Raw genomic sequence first — 17364 nt, 5'->3', positions numbered from 1 at the left:
TGTTCCGTTGGAAAATGCCAGAAACTCACCCCTGAGGGCGCCACGTTGAGTAACCTCTCCGTCACTGCCGTGCCGGTTGCGCGGCACACCGAGGCGGGGAGGGGAGTCCGCGTGCCCGGAATCGACGAGTGTCTGCTGCAAGCCATGGTGGTGCCCGGGGCGCGGGGAGCCTCCATCGTGGACTGGACCAGCGGCCTCGCCCTCGGCGCCGTCGGGGAGACCCCCGGCGGCGACCACGAGAGCACCGCGGCCGAGACGGCCGAACTGGCCAGGATGGCCGCCGAGTACCCGTCCTTCGCATCCGACGGAACACCGGCATCCGAAGGCACCAAGGGGTTACCCGTCGAGGACCTCATCGTCACCACCCGCACCGGATACCACGTGATGCGGTTCGTGGAGACCACGTTCGACAGCAGTGTGTTCCTGCATCTGTGGCTCGACCGGGACACCGGCAATCTGGCGCTCGCCCGGCTGCGCCTCGCGGACCTCGCAGAGCGGCTGGTCCTCGGATGACCGCAGCGGCCACGACCGTCTCCCCCATGCTCGTGCGGCTGGCCGAGGAGCGCGCCACCGGCGTCCTGGTCCGTGACCACGGGGCCCTCTACCTCGCCGACGGCCAGGTGGTGCACGCCGAGAGCCCGGCCGCACCCGGCCTCGACGTGCTGCTGACCGCAGGCGGCCAACTGGCACCCGAAGGCTGGCAGGAGGCGGTGGCGAGGGCCGGCGCACGCCGCGAAGTGGCACGCTTCCTCGTCGACAGCGGCCAGGTCACCGGCGGCGCACTGGAGATCTGCCACCTCGGTGCCCTCCACGACGCCGCGTTCTTCGCCCTGGCGCCCGGCAGCGGACCGACCCGCTTCCGCTACGGCGTCGCGCACTGGATCGGCACCGTGCGCCCCGTGCCCGCCGCGGCCGTCGTCCGGGAGGCGCGCCGGCGGCGCGGGCTGCTCGACTCCGTGTGGCCGCACCCCGAGGTGGACACCGCACCGCTGCGCCGCCGTCCGCCGGGCCACGGTGCCACGGCCACCCGCAGACAGCGGACGCTGCTGGAGCTCGCCGACGGTGTGCGCACCCCGCCGGTGATCGCCCGGGCCGTCGGCCGGCCCGCTTTCAACACCCTGATCGAGGTACGGCGGATGGCCGCCGCGGGGCTCGTCGAGACACCGTCGGAGCCCGTCCCGCCCACCCCCGCCCCGCTGCCCGACTGGGTCGCCGGATTCCCCGCCGACCCGGACATCGCCCTGTTACGCCGGCTCCGCGACGCTCTGGAGGCAAGCCTGTGACCCACCGCACGACCCACCGGGCTCTGCGCACACCGTCATGAGGCGTGCTTTGAGGCTGCGTGCCGAGAGGAGACAGCTCATGACGGCCGAGACCGAGGTGCTCGGTGAACTCAAAAGACTGCGCGCCCGTGTGCCGCAGCTGACCGGTGTGCTCGCCGCAAGCGTCGACGGCCTGGTGCTGGCGACGGACACCCCGGACGCGGAGGGCGTCGCAGCGCTCACCGCCGCCGCGCTCGGGGTCGCGATGCGGCTGACCGAGGCGACCGGACAGGGCGGCTTCAAGGAGCTGCTCGTACGGGGCGAGGCGGGCTACGTCGCCACCTATGCGGCCGGCTCGTCGGCCGTGCTCACCGTACTGGCCGAGCCGCGCATCAACGTGGGCCGGCTCCATCTCGAGGCCCGCCGGGCCTGTGTCCGTGTCGGGGCGCTGGTGGACGCCGCCCTCGAACGACCGCAGGAGGCCTGACACATGGCCGCCGCCCCCGCAGACCCACCCGCACGAAGCCGCACCGGAACCACCCGCAACAGAACCACCGCGAGAACGACAACCAACCGACGGAAGGAACGTGCGCCTGCCATGGCCAACACCGAGACCGCGCTCAAGGAAGCCACCACCATCGAAGGTGCCATCGGCGCCGCGCTCGTCGACTACACCAGTGGCATGGCGCTGGGCACCATAGGCGGCGGCAAGGACCTCGACCTCACTGTCGCCGCCGCCGGGAACACCGACGTGGTCCGCGCCAAGGTCCGCACCATGGAGCACCTGGGCCTCAAGGACGAGATCGAGGACATCCTGATCACCCTCGGCTCGCAGTACCACCTGATCCGCCTGATGAAGAGCCGCGGCGCGGGCGGCCTGTTCCTGTACCTGGCCTTGGACAAGGAGCGCGCGAACCTGGCGATGGCCCGACACCAGTTGAAGAAGATCGAGGCCGAACTGGAGGTCTGATCCCGTCCCCGCTCAGCTCCGGCGCCGCGCCCCTCCGGGCGCGGCGTCACCGGCGGCGATCCCGGTCGTACGGAAGCCCTTGACCGGCTTACCGACCGCTCCATCGGCCAGCCAGTCCGTACGCATCCACAGCAGCGTCTCCTGTGTGCGCTCGCGCCGGCCCAGCCACACGGCCTTGAGCCACAGGCCCGCTCCCGCGCCGGCGAGCACCGCCCCTCCCGCGGCCGGCAGCACGAGCGAGCTCGCGACGGCGGCGAGGAAGGCGAGCAGCAGCCACCAGCGGCGTGACCGGCGCACCACCTTCAGCGTCACACGGCGGTCCTGGAGCACGTCGTGCCGTCCGGCACGGGTCGCGCAGTCCGCGAGACTCGTGTACCGACGGCGCCGCACGAGAGCGACCGCGGCAGCGGTGACAAGGAACAGTGCGGCCCCCGCCGGCACCCCGATGCGACGTCCGGTGAGCCCCGGCAGCAGCAGCCCGATCCCGGCGGCGAGAACCCCCAGCCACCACAGGGGTGCCGCACCGGCCCGTACTGCCACCGCCACTCGCGCCAACGACTGCGCCCCGCGCCCCACTGCAAGGTCCTTTCCGCCGAGTTCCGTCGAGTTCTGTCGAGCTGCCGTTCCGGCGGGAGGGTAGCGGCCGATTCTGAGCGGTGCATGAGAATCGCGGCGGAATCAGGCCCCAGCGGCTACTCCACGAACAGGCCGCGCTCCGCCGCCCTGCGCGTCGAAGTCCTCGAGCCGCGCCTGGGCGTCCGGAAGGTCGTCGCACATGGCCTCCAGCAGCACACGGCCGAGCAGCATCGGGGCGCACGCCGTGTCGAAGGCGAGGCCCGTGCCCACGGCGGCGGGGATCAGCAGATCGCTGTGGGCCGCGACCGGCGCGAACGCCGAGTCCGCGACGGTCACCACCTTCAGTCCGGCAGCGCGCGCGTACTCCAGCGCCGCCACGACCTCCTTCGGGTGGCGCGGCAGCGCGAAGCACAGCAGCGCGCTCGCCCCGGCCCGCCGCGCGGAGTCGATGCGGTCGGCGAGCATCGAGCCGCCCTCGTCGAGGAGGCGGACGTCGGGGTGGACCTTGGCGGCGAAGTACGCGAAGCCGCGGGCCTGCGAGGACGCGGCGCGCAGCCCGAGCACCGGCAGCGGACGGGAGGCGGCGAGCAGCCGCCCGGCGCGCTCCACGAGGGAGGGGTCGGCGAGCATCTCGGCCAGCTGCCGCAGATTCTCGATCTCGGCCTGGACCGCCTGCTGGTACTCGTTGTTCGTGTCCTCGTGCGCGACAGACTCCGGCGGCACGACGTCGCGCAGGTGCCTGCGCAGCGCCGGGTAGCCGTCGAAGCCGAGGGCGACGGCGAAGCGGGTGACCGACGGCTGGCTGACGCCCGCGAGTTCGGCGAGCTCCACACTGGACAGGAACGGCACGTCCGCGGCCCGGCGGACCATGCTGTGCGCGATGCGCCGCTGGGTCGGGGTGAGGCGGTGTCCCTCGAAGAGCAACTGCAGCCGCGCCGCAGGGCTGTCGTTCATGCCATCCCCCTCGTCCGGCCCCATCTATTCAGCCACCGACAACTCTGCATGACCATATGCAGCTGCCCGGCGGAGGGGCAAGGGCGGCCCTGACGGGTGAATCCGAGTGGTCGGCCGGGTGCATTGCGTCAAGACTCCGTAACAGAAGGTCGCGGCGCGCTGCCTCTCGACACTGCGCGGCTGAGCGGCTGCGGCGTCCCGGTCGTCGGGGGCACCGGGGCCGCCGTCGGAGCAGGTCCCCGACCCCACCGCAAACGGAAGGGCAGCACCATGAACGAAGCCGAGGCACTCGCGGAGCAGGCCGAGGAGACCGCCGTGGAGACGACGGACGACTCCACCTGGGAGACCCCGGGGCACACGGTCGTCGGGACCGCGCTGGAAGTCACCGGCCGGCACAGCGACTCCGTCTAGCCGGCGGGATGGTGATCGAGTGGTGACCACGCTGCTCACCCTGGTCGGCGACGCCCCCTGGAGCACCGCGGAGTTCGAGTCACGGCTCCGCGCGGTGCCTGAGGAGCGGTACCACGACCGCCACGCCTTCAACATCCGCATGCACAGCGGCGCTCTCAGCCGGGCCGAGTTGCGCTGCTGGATCGCCAACCACTTCCACTACCAGCGCCACATCCCCGTCAAGGACGCCCTGATCACCGCCAAGCTCCCCACCTCCGCACTGCGCCGCATGTGGCTGCGCCGCATTCAGGACCATGACGGCCTGGACGAGGGCGAGGGCGGCATCGAGCGGTGGCTGCGACTGGGCGAGGCGGCCGGCCTCGACCGCGAGACGCTGCTGAGCGGCGACACCGTGCTGCCGGGCGTACGGCTCGCCGTCGACGGCTACGTGAACTTCTGCCGCCTGCGCCCGCCCCTCGAAGCCGTCGCCGCCTCACTGACCGAACTGGCCGCCCCGGACCTGATGCGCACCCGCATCGACGCCTTCGAACGCCACTACTCGTGGATCGAACCGGACGGCCTCGCCTGCTTCCGCTCCCTCGTCTCCCAGGGCGGGCGGGACAGCGCCGAGGCGCTCCGGCTGGTCCTCTCCTGGGCGTACACCCGCGACGACCAGGAACGTGCGGTGGCGGCGCTTCGCTTCAAGTGCGACGTCCTGTGGGCGCTCCTCGACGCGGTGGCCCACGCGCACTGCCCGGAGGGGTCGTGAAGGCGTCGCAGGCGGACGGCTGGCAGCCGGCCCTGGCCCCGGTCATCGTGCGCCGCCACGACCGGGCCCGGGAAACGGACCTGCTGGTCCTCCCCGAACGTGTCGTCGTCCTCACCGGCAGAGCCGCTGTCGTCGTCGAGCTGTGCGACGGGACCCGCACCGTGCGGGCGATCGTCGACGAGCTGGCCGGACGCTTCCCGGGCGCTCCGGTCGCCACGGACGTCCCGCCGTTCCTCGACCGTCTGCGACAGGAGGGCTGGCTGCAATGACGTCCGGCGCACGCCACGCTGCACGCCCGCCGCGAGTTGGGGGAGGAGTACGACGCCGCGCTCGTCGAATCGTTCCTGGAGAAGGTCGGGCAGCGGCTCGACGGCGCGGTCGACCGCCAGGTGCGGCGCCAACTGGCCGAGCAGCAGATGGTCGTCGCCCGTGGGGGTGCCCGGCCGAAGCAGGCCGCCGAATCGAACTTCGGCGAGCGCTTCGGCTTCGCGATCGTCTCCCTGGTCCTGGCGGTCCCGCTGTCCGCGATCGGTGCGGCCAACGCCGGCCTGGCCGGCCTGATCGTCACCTGGCTCGGCATCGTCGGCGTGAACGCCGCCCACGCGGCGCGCCTGTGGCCCTGGCAGCGGACGTCGCAGCGCAGGAAGTCCGACTGGGAGGACTAGGCCCTTGCGGCGGCGGGCCGCTTCGGGACGGGCCGTTGAAGAATGTCGCGGGGACCGCCGCACCCCCGGCGAGCCGGGGGGCGGGACGACGGCGGTCCCCGCGAAGGACACGGACCGGGTCAGGGCCGGTCTCCGCGTCCGTGGCGTCCAGGGGTCCGGGAGCCGCTCCGGAAGTCCTTGACGCCGCTGGATGCCGGCCGGGTTACCTGCCCGGTCCCCCTGCCGACATCCACCAATGTGCCGGACGCGTGTTAAGCAGGTGCTGCGCGAACGTGTCGCGCTCGTACCGTTTTCACGAAAGGACTTCCGCTGCCGGTTACTTGGCGTCGTTCGCGAGGAAGGCCAGCAGGTCCTGACGGCTCACCACACCCGTCGGCTTGCCCTCGACCAGGACGATCGCCGCGTCCGCGAAGTCGCCGAGCACCGACATCAGGTCGGCCACGGGCTCGCCGGATCCCACCTGGGGCAGCGGGGAGGACATGTGCTTCTCCAGCGGGTCGTGCAGCGAGGCGCGCTGGGTGAACAGGGCGTCGAGCAGCTCGCGCTCGACCACCGAGCCGATGACCTCGGCGGCCATCACGTCCGGGTGGCCGGCGCCGGGCTTGACGATCGGCATCTGCGAGACGCCGTACTCGCGCAGCACCTCGATGGCCTGACCGACGGTCTCCTCCGGATGCATGTGCACCAGGCTGGGGATGGCGCCGCCCTCCTTGTGGCGCAGCACGTCCCCCACGGTCGCGGAGCCCGTCTCCTCCAGGAAGCCGTAGTCGGCCATCCACTCGTCGTTGAAGATCTTGGAGAGGTAGCCGCGGCCGCTGTCGGGGAGCAGGACGACCACGATGTCGTCCGGGCCGAGCCGCTCGGCGACGCGCAGGGCTGCGACGACCGCCATGCCGCAGGAGCCGCCGACGAGCAGGCCCTCCTCCTTGGCGAGGCGGCGGGTCATCTGGAAGGAGTCCTTGTCGGACACGGCGACGATCTCGTCGGTGACGGTCCGGTCGTAGGCGCTCGGCCAGAAGTCCTCGCCGACGCCCTCGACGAGGTAGGGCCGCCCGGAGCCGCCGGAGTACACCGAGCCCTCGGGGTCGGCGCCGATGATCTTCACACGGCCGTCGCTCACCTCCTTGAGGTAACGGCCGGTGCCGGAGATCGTGCCGCCGGTGCCGACGCCCGCGACGAAGTGGGTGATCCTCCCCTCCGTCTGCTCCCACAGCTCCGGACCGGTGGTCTCGTAGTGCGAGCGCGGGTTGTTCGGGTTGGAGTACTGGTCCGGCTTCCAGGCGCCGGGGGTCTCCCGCACAAGCCGGTCGGAGACGTTGTAGTACGAGTCCGGGTGCTCGGGGTCCACGGCGGTGGGGCAGACCACGACCTCGGCACCGTACGCGCGCAGCACGTTGATCTTGTCCGTGGACACCTTGTCCGGGCAGACGAAGATGCACTTGTAGCCCTTCTGCTGGGCCACGATCGCGAGTCCGACACCGGTGTTCCCGCTGGTCGGCTCGACGATGGTGCCACCGGGCTTCAGCTCGCCGCTCTGCTCGGCCGCCTCGATCATCCGCAGGGCGATGCGGTCCTTCACCGACCCGCCGGGGTTGAAGTACTCGACCTTGGCGAGGACGGTCGCCGAAATGCCTGCGGTCACGTTGTTCAGCTTCACCAGCGGGGTGTCGCCGACGAGGCTGATCATCGAGTTGTGGATACGCACAGTGTTCTCCGGGGTCTCCGTGATGGTGCGGCCAGCGTATGCCGGATGGGCGCTGGATTGGGCGACACCGGCTACGGGGCAGTTAGCTCTAGTACGGCAAGACGGCGGCCTGCGAGGGCCGCGAGGAGGTGGCTGTGTCGAGGGCGAGGGTGGCCAGGCGCATCGCGGCGGGTGCGGCATACGGCGGAGGCGGTATCGGCCTGATCGGTGCGGCGGCGGTGGGCGTGGTGCTGGCGGAGGTCCAGCTGGCGAAGCGCTCGGTCGGCGGGGGCACGGCACCCATCCCTCCACGGGGCAACGGCCTGTACGGGATGGCGTTCGGCCGGGACGACCCGCTGTATCTCGCGGTCCTCGGCGACTCCACTGCGGCGGGCCAGGGCGTGCGCAGGGCCGGCCAGACGCCGGGGGCGCTGCTGGCCTCCGGGCTCGCGGCCGTGGCCGAGCGACCGGTCGAGGTCCGCAACATCGCGCTGCCGGGTGCCCAGTCGGACGACCTGGAGCGGCAGGTGACCCAGCTCCTCGCGGACCGCACGCGGACCCCCGACGTGTGCGTGATCATGATCGGCGCGAACGACGTCACGCACCGGATGCCGCCGACGCAGTCGGTGCGCTACCTGGCGTCGGCGGTGCGCCGGCTGCGGACGGCGGGGGCGGAGGTGGTGGTCGGCACGTGCCCGGACCTGGGCACGATCGAGCCGGTGTACCAGCCGCTGCGCTGGCTGGCCCGCCGGGTGTCGCGGCAGCTGGCGGCCGCGCAGACCATCGTGGTGGTGGAGCAGGGCGGGCGCACGGTCTCGCTGGGCGACCTGCTCGGCCCCGAGTTCGCGGCGAACCCGCGCGAGATGTTCGGCGCGGACAACTACCACCCCTCCGCCGAGGGCTACGCCACGGCGGCGATGGCGATGCTGCCCACCCTGTGCGCGGCCCTCGGCCTGTGGCCGGAGACCGACGCGCTGGACGTGGACCGCGACGAGGACATGCTGCCTGTGGCGCGCGCGGCGGCGACCGCCGCCTCGGAGGCGGGCACCGAGGTCACGGGCGCACGGGCGCCCTGGGCGCTGCTCAAGCACCGCAGGCGCCGCCGTCTCCCGGCGGCGGAGGTGTCCCCGACCCCGGACAGGGAGCCCACCGAGGCCCGCGTGGAGACGGACTGACGGCCGTACACTTTCACTGAACAAGCGCTTAGAAAAGAGTCCCTCATCACACGGCCCGTACGGTGACCAGGCCGGTACGTACGGGTAACTTCCCAGTCAGTCAGCCTGCCCGTCCTTCTTTTCCCATGGAGCCGTGATGCCCGAAGCCGTGATCGTCTCTACCGCCCGTTCGCCCATCGGCCGGGCCTTCAAGGGCTCCCTGAAGGAGCTGCGGCCCGACGACCTGACCGCCACGATCATCCAGGCCGCGCTCGCCAAGGTGCCCGAGCTGGACCCCCGCGACATCGACGACCTGATGCTCGGCTGCGGTCTGCCCGGCGGCGAGCAGGGCCACAACCTCGGCCGTATCGTCGCCGTGCAGATGGGCATGGACCACCTCCCCGGCTGCACCGTCACCCGCTACTGCTCCTCGTCGCTGCAGACCTCGCGCATGGCGCTGCACGCCATCAAGGCCGGCGAGGGCGACGTCTTCATCTCCGCGGGCGTCGAGATGGTGTCCCGCTTCGTCAAGGGCAACTCCGACACGCTGCCGGACACGCACAACCCGTTCTTCGCCGAGGCCGAGGCCCGCACCGCTGCCGTCGCCGAGACCGAGGGCACCACCTGGCACGACCCGCGCGAGGACGGCCTCGTTCCGGACGCGTACATCGCCATGGGGCAGACCGCCGAGAACCTGGCCCGCTGGAAGGGCGTGACCCGCCAGGAGATGGACGAGTTCGGCGTGCGCTCGCAGAACCTGGCCGAGGAAGCCATCAAGAACGGCTTCTGGGAGCGGGAGATCACCCCGGTGACGACCCCCGACGGCACGGTCGTCAGTACGGACGACGGCCCGCGCGCGGGCGTCACCCTGGAGGGCGTCCAGGGCCTCAAGCCCGTCTTCCGCCCCGACGGCATGGTCACCGCGGCCAACTGCTGCCCGCTGAACGACGGCGCCGCCGCGCTCGTCATCATGAGCGACACCAAGGCCCGCGAGCTCGGCCTGACCCCGCTGGCCCGCATCGTCTCCACCGGCGTCTCGGGCCTCTCGCCCGAGATCATGGGCCTCGGCCCGGTCGAGGCGTCGAAGCAGGCTCTGCAGCGCGCGGGCCTGACCTCCTCCGACATCGACCTGGTCGAGATCAACGAGGCGTTCGCGGCGCAGGTCATCCCGTCCTACCGCGACCTCGGCTTCGACCTGGACAAGGTCAACGTCAACGGCGGCGCGATCGCGGTCGGCCACCCCTTCGGCATGACCGGCGCGCGGATCACCGGCACGCTGATCAACAGCCTCCAGTTCCACGACAAGCAGTTCGGCCTGGAGACGATGTGCGTGGGCGGCGGCCAGGGCATGGCGATGGTCATCGAGCGGCTGAGCTGAGCCGGAGCGGAGGGCAGGGGCCGCCCCGGCCGTGCCGACATGCGGCTCCGCCGCGTGGCGAGGGGCGGCACCTGCCCGCAGCGGTGGCGAGGCTCAGCGCGACCGAAGAACCGAGCGGCTGAGCTGAGCCGGAGCGGAGGGCAGGGGCCGCCCCGGCCGTGCCGACATGCGGCTCCGCCGCGTGGCGAGGGGCGGCACCTGCCCGCAGCGGTGGCGAGGCTCAGCGCGACCGAAGAACCGAGCGGCTGAGCTGAGCCGGAGCGGAGGGCAGGGGCCGCCCCGGCCGTGCCGACATGCGGCTCCGCCGCGTGGCGAGGGGCGGCACCTGCCCGCAGCGGTGGCGAGGCTCAGCGCGACCGAAGAACCGAGCGGCTGAGCTGAGCCGGAGCGGAGGGCAGGGGCCGCCCCGGCGCCCCCGCCCGCAGCGATGGCGCGAAGGATTGGGCGGATCGGCCGATCCGACGCGGTTCCGCGGGTCTACGCGCTGTGGATCTCAGTTCGTGACGCAATCTCCCCCAGGATGTGACCTATCTCCTGGGGGAGACCCTTTTACCAGGTCAACGCCTTTTCCCGGCTAAACACAGGGCACAAAGTCCTGTCCAATTCGTGACGTAATGCACTGACAGGAGGCGCGAGTACATCGCAAGCTGATGTAGGAAGTCGGGGGTATCGAGTGAAAACCGGGAGTACGTCAGTGAGCGCCATGCCTCTTGCCCTGCTGCTGACCGCGGCCGCCGCCACGGCCGTGGGCGCCGCTGCCCTGCACGCCGCCCACGGACTCCGCAAGCAGGTCACCGCCCTGCGCGCCGAGCTCGCCGCGTCGCATGGGCCCGGCCGCACGGCCTCCGTACCCGCGGCCCGCCGCAGCGACACCGCCGAGATACGCGCGGCCGTCGCCGAGGCGCTGGCCGAGGAGCGGGAGCGCGAGCTGGCCGAGGCGCGCGCCTTCTGGGCGGCGCAGGAGGCCCGGGACGCCGCGGACGCCTCTGCCCGCTACGCCGGCGACGGCTCCGCGTCGCTGTTCGGCGGCCTTCCCGACGCAGGGGACGAGATCCCGCCGTTCTACGTGCCCCGCCAGGCCGACTTCGTGGGCCTGGAGGCCATGGACCTGGACGCCGTGGAGGCGCTCGACGACATGGCGGACCTGCCGGAGATGACCGAGTTCGCCGAGGACTCCCCCGAGCTGGCCGCCGCCCGCCGCCGCCACCCCTCGCACCCCGACTTCGTCCCGGTCCAGACGCCGGTGGTCACCGACCACGAGCGCACGGTCGCGCGGCTCGAGGAGCTGGCCGAGACCGGTACCGAGCTGGCCGACGTCCGGCCGGGTCCGCTGGGGACACTCGACGTGTACGTGTTCGCCGACGGGACGACGCTGTGCATGACGCCCGGCCACCGCGAGACCGCCGAACGCCTCGCCGAGGCGCTGCGCGCGGGCCACGCGCCCGTGCTGCTCGGTGGTTCCGGCGTCTCGGGCGCTTACGCCCTGACCTTCACCTGCGGCGAGGAAAGCGTCTACATCCTCGCGGACCGCGTGATCGTCTCCCACTGAGGCTCCCCGGGCCCTGCCGCCCGCCGCGCCCCCTAGAGCCCCGCCCGCGCAGCGGCCTCCTGTACGAGGACGACCGCGGCGTCAACCTGTTCGGGACCTGCCGGGCCGAACCGCAGGGCCTCGGCCATGTCACGGACCGCCACCATCAGCTGGTCCGCCACCGCGAACACGCCCTCGTCGGGCATGATCATCGGCTCGCCCGACGGGTTCTCCAGACGCTGCGCCCGCACCGACAATTCCCTGGCCAGGGCCAGCCCCTCGGCCGCCGCGCCACGCTGGAGACGGCTGTGCGGGGCCGCCCGCAACCGGTCCGCGAATCGCTCACCGACGGTGATCAGCTCACTCGTATCAAGCACGCCGCGACCCTACGCGCCCTCGCGGGACTGTTGCCAATACGCGAACCCTCAGGCACGGTGGCGTGAAGAGCACACGCGCAATGCGTCCGGAGGCGCCGATGTCCCAAGTCTTCTCCGAAGAGACCCACCGAAATCTGCTCTCCCGAATCCCCGAATGCACCGGTCGTGAGATCTCCGACTGGCTGCGCACCGTCGAAGAAGGTCCGTCGCTCTTCCGCTTCGAGGAGAAGGTCAGCTGGCTCCGCGGCGAACACAACCTCTCGTACGGCCAGGCCAAAGCGATCATCCATGAGTACGATCTGAGGCGCGCCGCGCGCAAGCTGCTGTAGCGGCTTGGCGGAATCGCGCACGAGCAACGGAAAGGGCCCGCCCGGCAAGTGCCGGGCGGGCCCTTCGTGCGTGTGCCGCAGGGGTGACGACCTGGATCAGTCGTCGCCCTGGAGGATCGACAGCAGACGCAGCATCTCCAGGTAGATCCACACCAGGGTCAGGGTGAGGCCGAAGGCCGCCAGCCAGGACTCCTCGCGCGGAGCGCCGTACGCGATGCCGTCCTCGACCTGCTTGAAGTCCAGGGCGAGGAAGCAGGCTCCGAGGATGACGCCGATGACACCGAACAGGATGCCGAGGCCGCCGGTACGGAAGCCGAGGCCGTCACCGCCACCGAAGACGGAGAACAGCAGGTTCGCCAGCATCAGCAGGACGAAGCCCATCGCCGCCGCCATCACGAAGCCGTAGAAACGGCGCGTGACACGGATCCAGCGCATCTTGTAGGCGATCAGCACGCCGGCGAAGACCGCCATCGTGCCGAGCACGGCCTGGGCGACCACGCCGTCCGAGATGTACGTGGAGACCGCGCTGGAGATCACGCCGAGGAAAACGCCCTCGAAGGCCGCGTACAGCAGGATCAGCGCGGGCGAGGCCTTGCGCTTGAAGGCCTGGACGAGCGCCAGCACCATCGCGACCAGAGCCGCGCCGATGGCGATGCCGTACGACGTGCCGAGGTTGGCCGGGTCGACCGGCAGCAGCACCCAGGACAGGATCGCGGTGAGCACGACCGTGCCGAGGGTCATGGCGGTGCGCGTGACGACGTCGTCGATCGTCATCACGCCCGTGCGGGCGGGCGCCTGCACGGGAGCGCCGGACTGCGTGCCCGCCGGGGCGTAGGGGTTGGTGGCGTACGGGTTGCCCGCGCCCTGTGCGTAGGGGTTCGTTCCAGCGGCGGGGCCCCCGGCCTGCGTTTGCTGCGCGTTGAAGCCCGCGTAGCCGTTGTCGCGGCTGAACCCCCGTCGCGAGAAGACCGGGTTGCTGCTCCTCATCTCACTCCTCCTTGGCCACCGTGCGTGGCACTAGAAGTCAAGAGTAATGCGGAAGCAAAGAGAACACCCTAGTGCTCGGGGAGGATCTTTCCGAGATCGTGACGTACCGAAGGGCCGCCGGGCCGGTGGCCTGGCGGCTGCGGGACGGGTGCCCCGAGGCTCAGGTGTGCCCGGAGCCGGACTTGAACCGGCACGCCCCGAGGGGCAGCGAGGTTTAAGCTCGCCGTGTCTGCATTCCACCATCCGGGCGTGTACGCGGCTCCGCGTTGGCACACGAGCCTATCGGTGGAGATCGAACCGACATCGGCCCCGATGGCCCGATGTTGTCTTATTTTATTGGCACCTGAGGGTCCGTCAGTGCTGGTACATGGGTGTTCGTACCCGCAGCACAGGGGTCCTGCCCGCCCGCGCGCGGCATCGGGAATGACGGAAAACTGCCGGGCACGTATGTCAGGTCGGCACCGGTCCGCCGTCCCCCGGCCGGCTAAGGGGCGCTGTCATACCCAAGGATGACGAGCACGCCGTCCGGTCCGACCGGAGAGGGCCCCGGGAACGGGCATCGGGAGTGACGATTCGTCGCCCGGCGGGCGACACGATGGGACGGTCCCCGCAGCACAAGGCCGACAGGAGCCCTTCTCGTGACCACCACGCCCATCGCTCACCGCGCCACCGCCGTGGCCGCCCGCGCCACGGACCTGTCCAAGGTGTACGGACAGGGCGAGACCCAGGTGGTCGCGCTCGACCGGGTGAGCGTCGACTTCCGCCAGGCGGAGTTCACCGCGATCATGGGGCCCTCGGGCTCCGGCAAGTCGACGCTGATGCACTGCGTCGCCGGCCTCGACACCTTCAGCTCCGGCTCCGTGCGCATCGGCGACATCGAGCTCGGCTCACTCAAGGACAAGCAGCTGACCCAGCTGCGCCGCGACAAGATCGGCTTCATCTTCCAGGCGTTCAACCTGCTGCCGACGCTGACCGCGCAGGAGAACATCACGCTCCCCATGGACATAGCGGGCCGCAGGCCCGACAAGGAGTGGGTGCAGCGCGTCATCGAGATGGTCGGTCTGCGCGACCGGCTCGGCCACCGTCCGGCCCAGCTGTCCGGCGGCCAGCAGCAGCGCGTGGCCGTGGCCCGCGCCCTGGCCTCCCGGCCCGAGATCATCTTCGGTGACGAGCCGACCGGAAACCTGGACTCGCGCTCGGGCGCCGAGGTGCTGGGGTTCCTGCGGAACTCGGTGCGCGAGCTCGGCCAGACCGTCGTCATGGTGACCCACGACCCGGTGGCCGCCTCCTACGCCGACCGGGTGATCTTCCTGGCGGACGGGCGGATCGTCGACGAGATGCTGAGCCCGAGCGCCGACGGGGTGCTCGACCGGATGAAGGCCTTCGACGCCAAGGGCCGCACGAGCTGACGCTCCACCGCCCGGCGGGCCGTACGACCGGCCCCACGCCCCGCATGTGCGGCGACGCACCGCACGCCTGAAGGCCCCCTGCTCTCCTGTTGTCATCGTCCGGCCCGTGACCGAGCCCGCCGGGCTCCTTCGTCGCGCGCCGGCCCACTCCCAGGACACACCATGTTCCGTACCGCCCTGCGCAATGTGCTCGCGCACAAGGCCAGGCTGCTGATGACCGTGCTCGCCGTGATGCTCGGCGTGGCCTTCGTCTCCGGCACCCTGGTCTTCACCGACACCCTCGGCAACGCCTACCGCAAGCAGTCCGCCAAGAGCTACGACGACGTCGCGGTCGCCGTGACCACCTACGCCGACCCGGACGACAGCCGGAAGAACGCCGGAATCGACGACAGGACCCTGGAGAAGATCCGGGCCCTCGACGGCGTGGCCGGAGCCACCGGACGGGTCTCCGGATTCGCCGGGGTCGCCGACCAGGACGGCAAGCTCATCGGCAACGGCTGGTCCAACACCGGAGCCAACTTCGTCCCCGGCGAGGACGGGAAGGACCCGGCGTACGACTTCACCGACGGCACGGGCCCGAAGGCGGCCGGCGAGATAGCCCTCGACAAGGACTCCGCGGAGAAGGGCACGTACAAGGTCGGCGACACCGTGCGCGTCGCCACCAACGGTCCGGTGAAGGAGTACACCCTCGCCGGTGTGTTCACCACCGAGGACGGCGCGGTGAACGCGGGCGGCAGCCTGGTCCTGTTCGACACCGCCGTCGCGCAGAAGCTCTACCTCCAGCCCGGCTACTACAAGGACGTCACCGTCACCGCCGCGGCGGGCGCGTCCGACGCGAAGATCCTCGACGCCGTCGAGCCCCTGCTGCCCGAGGACGCCGAGGCCCAGACCGGCACGCAGCTCGCCGACGACCAGGCCCGGCAGATCGAGAGCGGCCTGTCGAACCTCAACACGATGCTGCTCGCCTTCGCGGCCATCGCCCTGTTCGTCGGCGTCTTCCTGATCGCCAACACCTTCACCATGCTCGTCGCCCAGCGCACCAAGGAGCTGGCGCTGCTGCGCGCCGTCGGCGCCTCGCGCCGCCAGGTCAAGCGCTCGGTGATCCTGGAGGCCATGGTCGTGGGAGCGGTCGCCTCGGTGGTCGGCTTCGTCCTGGGCCTCGGCCTGGCGACCGGGCTGCGGTCCGCGATGAGCGCGTTCGGCGCGAAGGTGCCGGCCGGTCCGCTGGTGGTGTCCCCGACCGCGGTCGCCGCGGCGTTCGCTGTCGGTGTGCTGATCACGATGCTGGCGGCGTGGCTGCCCGCCCGCCGCGCCGCGAAGATCGCGCCGGTCGCGGCGATGGGCAGCGTGCACGCGGTCGCGACGACCAAGTCGCTCGTCCTGCGGAACAGCATCGGCGGCGCCGTCACCCTGCTCGGCGCGGCCGGCATCGTCGGTGGCGCGGCGGTCGGCAAGGACGGCCGGATGCTCATCGGCGCCGGCGCCTTCTTCGCCCTCGTCGGCGTCATCGTCCTCATCCCGCTGCTGTCGCGGCCGGTCATCGCCCTGGCCCGCCCGCTGCTGCACAAGGTGTTCGGGGTGTCCGGCAAGCTGGCCGGACAGAACGCGGTCCGCAACCCGCGCCGCACCGGCGCCACCGCCTCCGCGCTGGCGATCGGCCTGACCCTGGTCACCGGCCTGTCGGTGCTCGGCGCGACGATGGGCCGGGCCGTCGACAAGATGACGACGGACAACATCCGGGCCGACTACATGGTCTCGATGGCCAGCGGCGGCGCCCTGGACGAGTCGGCGCTCGAGGCGATCCGGAAGGCGAAGGGCGTCAGCGCGGTCTCGCCGCAGCAGGCGACGTCGCTGGAGATCAAGGGCACGTGGCACGCCGCGTCGGCCGTCACCCCCGGCGCCGTGGAGAAGGTCTTCGACCTGAAGACGGTGTCCGGATCGCTCGCGACACTCGCCAAGGGCGAGATCGCGGTCGCCGAGGACACGGCGAAGTCCAGCGGCTACAAGGTCGGTGACACGCTGCCGGCGGACTTCGGCGACGCGGACAAGCCGGAGAAGAAGAACGTGCGGATCGGCGCCGTCTACCAGGGCAACGAGTTCCTCTCGCCGGTGCTGGTGTCGACCGACCTGGTGGCCCCGTACGAGACCAGGCCGTTCATCCCCGAGATCTGGGTGGCGATGGACGGCGGAGCGAGCGAGGCGAACGAGCAGGCGCTCGTGGACGCGCTCGGCGACAACCCGGCGATGAGCGTCATGGACCAGCAGGACATCCGGAACATGTTCGGCGGCTTCATCAACACGGCGCTGAACATCATGTACGGCCTGCTCGCGATGGCCCTGATCATCGCGGTGCTCGGCGTGATCAACACGCTGGCGATGTCGGTGTTCGAGCGCCAGCAGGAGATCGGCATGCTGCGCGCGATCGGTCTCGACCGGCGGAAGGTGAAGCGGATGATCCGCCTGGAGGCCGTGGTGATCTCGGTGTTCGGCGCGGTGATCGGAGTGGGCCTCGGTGCGTTCCTGGCGTGGGCGATCGGCGAGACGATCCGCTCCGAGATCCCGGGCTACGCGCTGATCCTGCCGTGGGACCGGATCGGGATCTTCCTGCTGCTGGCCGGTGTGGTGGGTGTGCTGGCGGCGATGTGGCCGGCGCGGAGCGCGGCGCGGCTGAACATGCTGACGGCGATCAAGACGGAGTAGGCCGGGGGCGGGGGCGTCCGCGCGGCGGTGTGGCCGCTGCGCGGAGCCTTTCCCCACCCCGCCCCATCCCGAACTGGGGCTTCGCCCCAAACCCCGTACCGCGCTTCGCGCGGTGTCCTCAATCTCCCCCTACGGCCTGGCGGCCGTGGGAGGGACCCCCAGACGGGCTGCATACGCAGCCCCGCCGGCGTTTGATGCGCGGGGGCCCGGGGGCGGAACCCCCGGTTCGGGG

18 protein-coding genes, 1 tRNA gene and 1 pseudogene are annotated in these 17364 nt (G+C 71.4%); 14 read left to right on the top strand and 6 right to left on the bottom strand.

Annotated elements, in window-relative coordinates; translation table 11 throughout:
• Positions 1–111 precede the first annotated feature (111 nt).
• The 4 genes from QFZ82_RS24050 to QFZ82_RS24035 all read left to right on the top strand — a co-directional run bounded on the left by QFZ82_RS24050 (position 112) and on the right by QFZ82_RS24035 (position 2232).
• The gene (locus tag QFZ82_RS24050) at positions 112–513 is read left to right on the top strand and encodes a hypothetical protein (RefSeq protein ID WP_307715128.1); all 402 of its coding nucleotides are present in this window, start codon (positions 112–114) and stop codon (positions 511–513) included.
• Positions 510–1283 (top strand): transcriptional regulator, encoded by a 774-nt coding sequence (locus QFZ82_RS24045; RefSeq protein WP_307715127.1) that lies wholly within the window; start codon positions 510–512, stop codon positions 1281–1283. The genes QFZ82_RS24050 and QFZ82_RS24045 overlap by 4 nt, the downstream gene beginning before the upstream one ends.
• Before the next feature lie 79 nt (positions 1284–1362).
• Positions 1363–1749, top strand: coding sequence for a roadblock/LC7 domain-containing protein (locus QFZ82_RS24040; protein ID WP_307715126.1), 387 nt, complete (start codon positions 1363–1365; stop codon positions 1747–1749).
• A 111-nt stretch (positions 1750–1860) separates the two neighbouring features.
• Positions 1861–2232, top strand: coding sequence for a hypothetical protein (locus tag QFZ82_RS24035; RefSeq protein ID WP_307715125.1), 372 nt, complete (start codon positions 1861–1863; stop codon positions 2230–2232).
• Between the two features lie 12 nt (positions 2233–2244).
• Here QFZ82_RS24035 and QFZ82_RS24030 read toward each other — a convergent pair whose 3' ends face one another.
• Both QFZ82_RS24030 and QFZ82_RS24025 read right to left on the bottom strand, forming a co-directional pair.
• Positions 2245–2808, bottom strand: a complete 564-nt coding sequence (locus tag QFZ82_RS24030; RefSeq protein WP_307715124.1) for a hypothetical protein — start codon at positions 2806–2808, stop codon at positions 2245–2247.
• A 116-nt stretch (positions 2809–2924) separates the two neighbouring features.
• Positions 2925–3762: pseudogene (locus QFZ82_RS24025) on the bottom strand (MurR/RpiR family transcriptional regulator).
• Between the two features lie 270 nt (positions 3763–4032).
• Here QFZ82_RS24025 and QFZ82_RS24020 point away from each other — a divergent pair.
• The 4 genes from QFZ82_RS24020 to QFZ82_RS24005 are packed head-to-tail and all read left to right on the top strand — an operon-like array spanning position 4033 to position 5586.
• Positions 4033–4173, top strand: a complete 141-nt coding sequence (locus QFZ82_RS24020; protein WP_307715123.1) for a pyrroloquinoline quinone precursor peptide PqqA — start codon at positions 4033–4035, stop codon at positions 4171–4173.
• Positions 4174–4192: 19 nt separating this feature from the next.
• Positions 4193–4921 carry a pyrroloquinoline-quinone synthase PqqC gene (gene pqqC / locus QFZ82_RS24015; protein WP_307715122.1) on the top strand — a complete coding sequence of 243 codons (729 nt, stop codon included), beginning with the start codon at positions 4193–4195 and terminating at the stop codon, positions 4919–4921.
• A complete protein-coding gene (pqqD, locus tag QFZ82_RS24010) occupies positions 4918–5190 on the top strand; it encodes a pyrroloquinoline quinone biosynthesis peptide chaperone PqqD (protein ID WP_307715121.1) in 273 nt (90 codons plus the stop codon). The genes pqqC and pqqD overlap by 4 nt, the downstream gene beginning before the upstream one ends.
• A gap of 36 nt (positions 5191–5226) precedes the next feature.
• Positions 5227–5586 (top strand): hypothetical protein, encoded by a 360-nt coding sequence (locus QFZ82_RS24005; RefSeq protein ID WP_307715120.1) that lies wholly within the window; start codon positions 5227–5229, stop codon positions 5584–5586.
• Between the two features lie 316 nt (positions 5587–5902).
• Here QFZ82_RS24005 and QFZ82_RS24000 read toward each other — a convergent pair whose 3' ends face one another.
• Positions 5903–7291 carry a cystathionine beta-synthase gene (locus tag QFZ82_RS24000; RefSeq protein ID WP_307715119.1) on the bottom strand — a complete coding sequence of 463 codons (1389 nt, stop codon included), beginning with the start codon at positions 7289–7291 and terminating at the stop codon, positions 5903–5905.
• Between the two features lie 149 nt (positions 7292–7440).
• Between QFZ82_RS24000 and QFZ82_RS23995 the strand changes: the two genes are divergently transcribed.
• From QFZ82_RS23995 to QFZ82_RS23985, 3 genes are all read left to right on the top strand, one after another.
• The gene (locus QFZ82_RS23995) at positions 7441–8445 is read left to right on the top strand and encodes an SGNH/GDSL hydrolase family protein (RefSeq protein ID WP_307717823.1); all 1005 of its coding nucleotides are present in this window, start codon (positions 7441–7443) and stop codon (positions 8443–8445) included.
• Positions 8446–8581: 136 nt separating this feature from the next.
• Complete coding sequence (locus QFZ82_RS23990) at positions 8582–9802, top strand: acetyl-CoA C-acetyltransferase (protein WP_307715118.1); 1221 nt, start codon at positions 8582–8584, stop codon at positions 9800–9802.
• Between the two features lie 694 nt (positions 9803–10496).
• A complete protein-coding gene (locus QFZ82_RS23985; RefSeq protein WP_307715117.1) occupies positions 10497–11351 on the top strand; it encodes a hypothetical protein in 855 nt (284 codons plus the stop codon).
• Positions 11352–11383: 32 nt separating this feature from the next.
• On the opposite strand, the gene QFZ82_RS23980 is transcribed toward QFZ82_RS23985, so the two are convergent.
• A complete protein-coding gene (locus tag QFZ82_RS23980) occupies positions 11384–11707 on the bottom strand; it encodes a hypothetical protein (protein WP_307715115.1) in 324 nt (107 codons plus the stop codon).
• 98 nt (positions 11708–11805) lie between these two features.
• Here QFZ82_RS23980 and QFZ82_RS23975 point away from each other — a divergent pair, with 98 nt between their 5' ends.
• Entirely contained in the window at positions 11806–12036 is a 231-nt protein-coding gene (locus QFZ82_RS23975; RefSeq protein ID WP_177152356.1) for a DUF4287 domain-containing protein, read from the top strand.
• A gap of 96 nt (positions 12037–12132) precedes the next feature.
• Here the strand turns inward: QFZ82_RS23975 and QFZ82_RS23970 are convergent, their stop codons facing one another.
• Both QFZ82_RS23970 and QFZ82_RS23965 read right to left on the bottom strand, forming a co-directional pair.
• Positions 12133–13023 (bottom strand): Bax inhibitor-1/YccA family protein, encoded by an 891-nt coding sequence (locus QFZ82_RS23970; protein WP_307715114.1) that lies wholly within the window; start codon positions 13021–13023, stop codon positions 12133–12135.
• A 167-nt stretch (positions 13024–13190) separates the two neighbouring features.
• Positions 13191–13272 (bottom strand) — tRNA-Leu (locus tag QFZ82_RS23965).
• A gap of 389 nt (positions 13273–13661) precedes the next feature.
• On the opposite strand from QFZ82_RS23965, the gene QFZ82_RS23960 reads away from it, so the two are divergent.
• Together QFZ82_RS23960 and QFZ82_RS23955 are read left to right on the top strand one after the other, a co-directional pair.
• Positions 13662–14432, top strand: a complete 771-nt coding sequence (locus QFZ82_RS23960; protein ID WP_177152358.1) for an ABC transporter ATP-binding protein — start codon at positions 13662–13664, stop codon at positions 14430–14432.
• A 162-nt stretch (positions 14433–14594) separates the two neighbouring features.
• Positions 14595–17132 carry an ABC transporter permease gene (locus QFZ82_RS23955; RefSeq protein WP_307715113.1) on the top strand — a complete coding sequence of 846 codons (2538 nt, stop codon included), beginning with the start codon at positions 14595–14597 and terminating at the stop codon, positions 17130–17132.
• The last annotated feature ends 232 nt before the right edge of the window (positions 17133–17364 follow it).

The organism is Streptomyces sp. V4I23, from assembly GCF_030817975.1.
In the GTDB taxonomy this organism is placed as follows: Bacteria; Actinomycetota; Actinomycetes; order Streptomycetales; family Streptomycetaceae; genus Streptomyces.
This window is presented reverse-complemented; position numbering and strand designations above follow the sequence as displayed.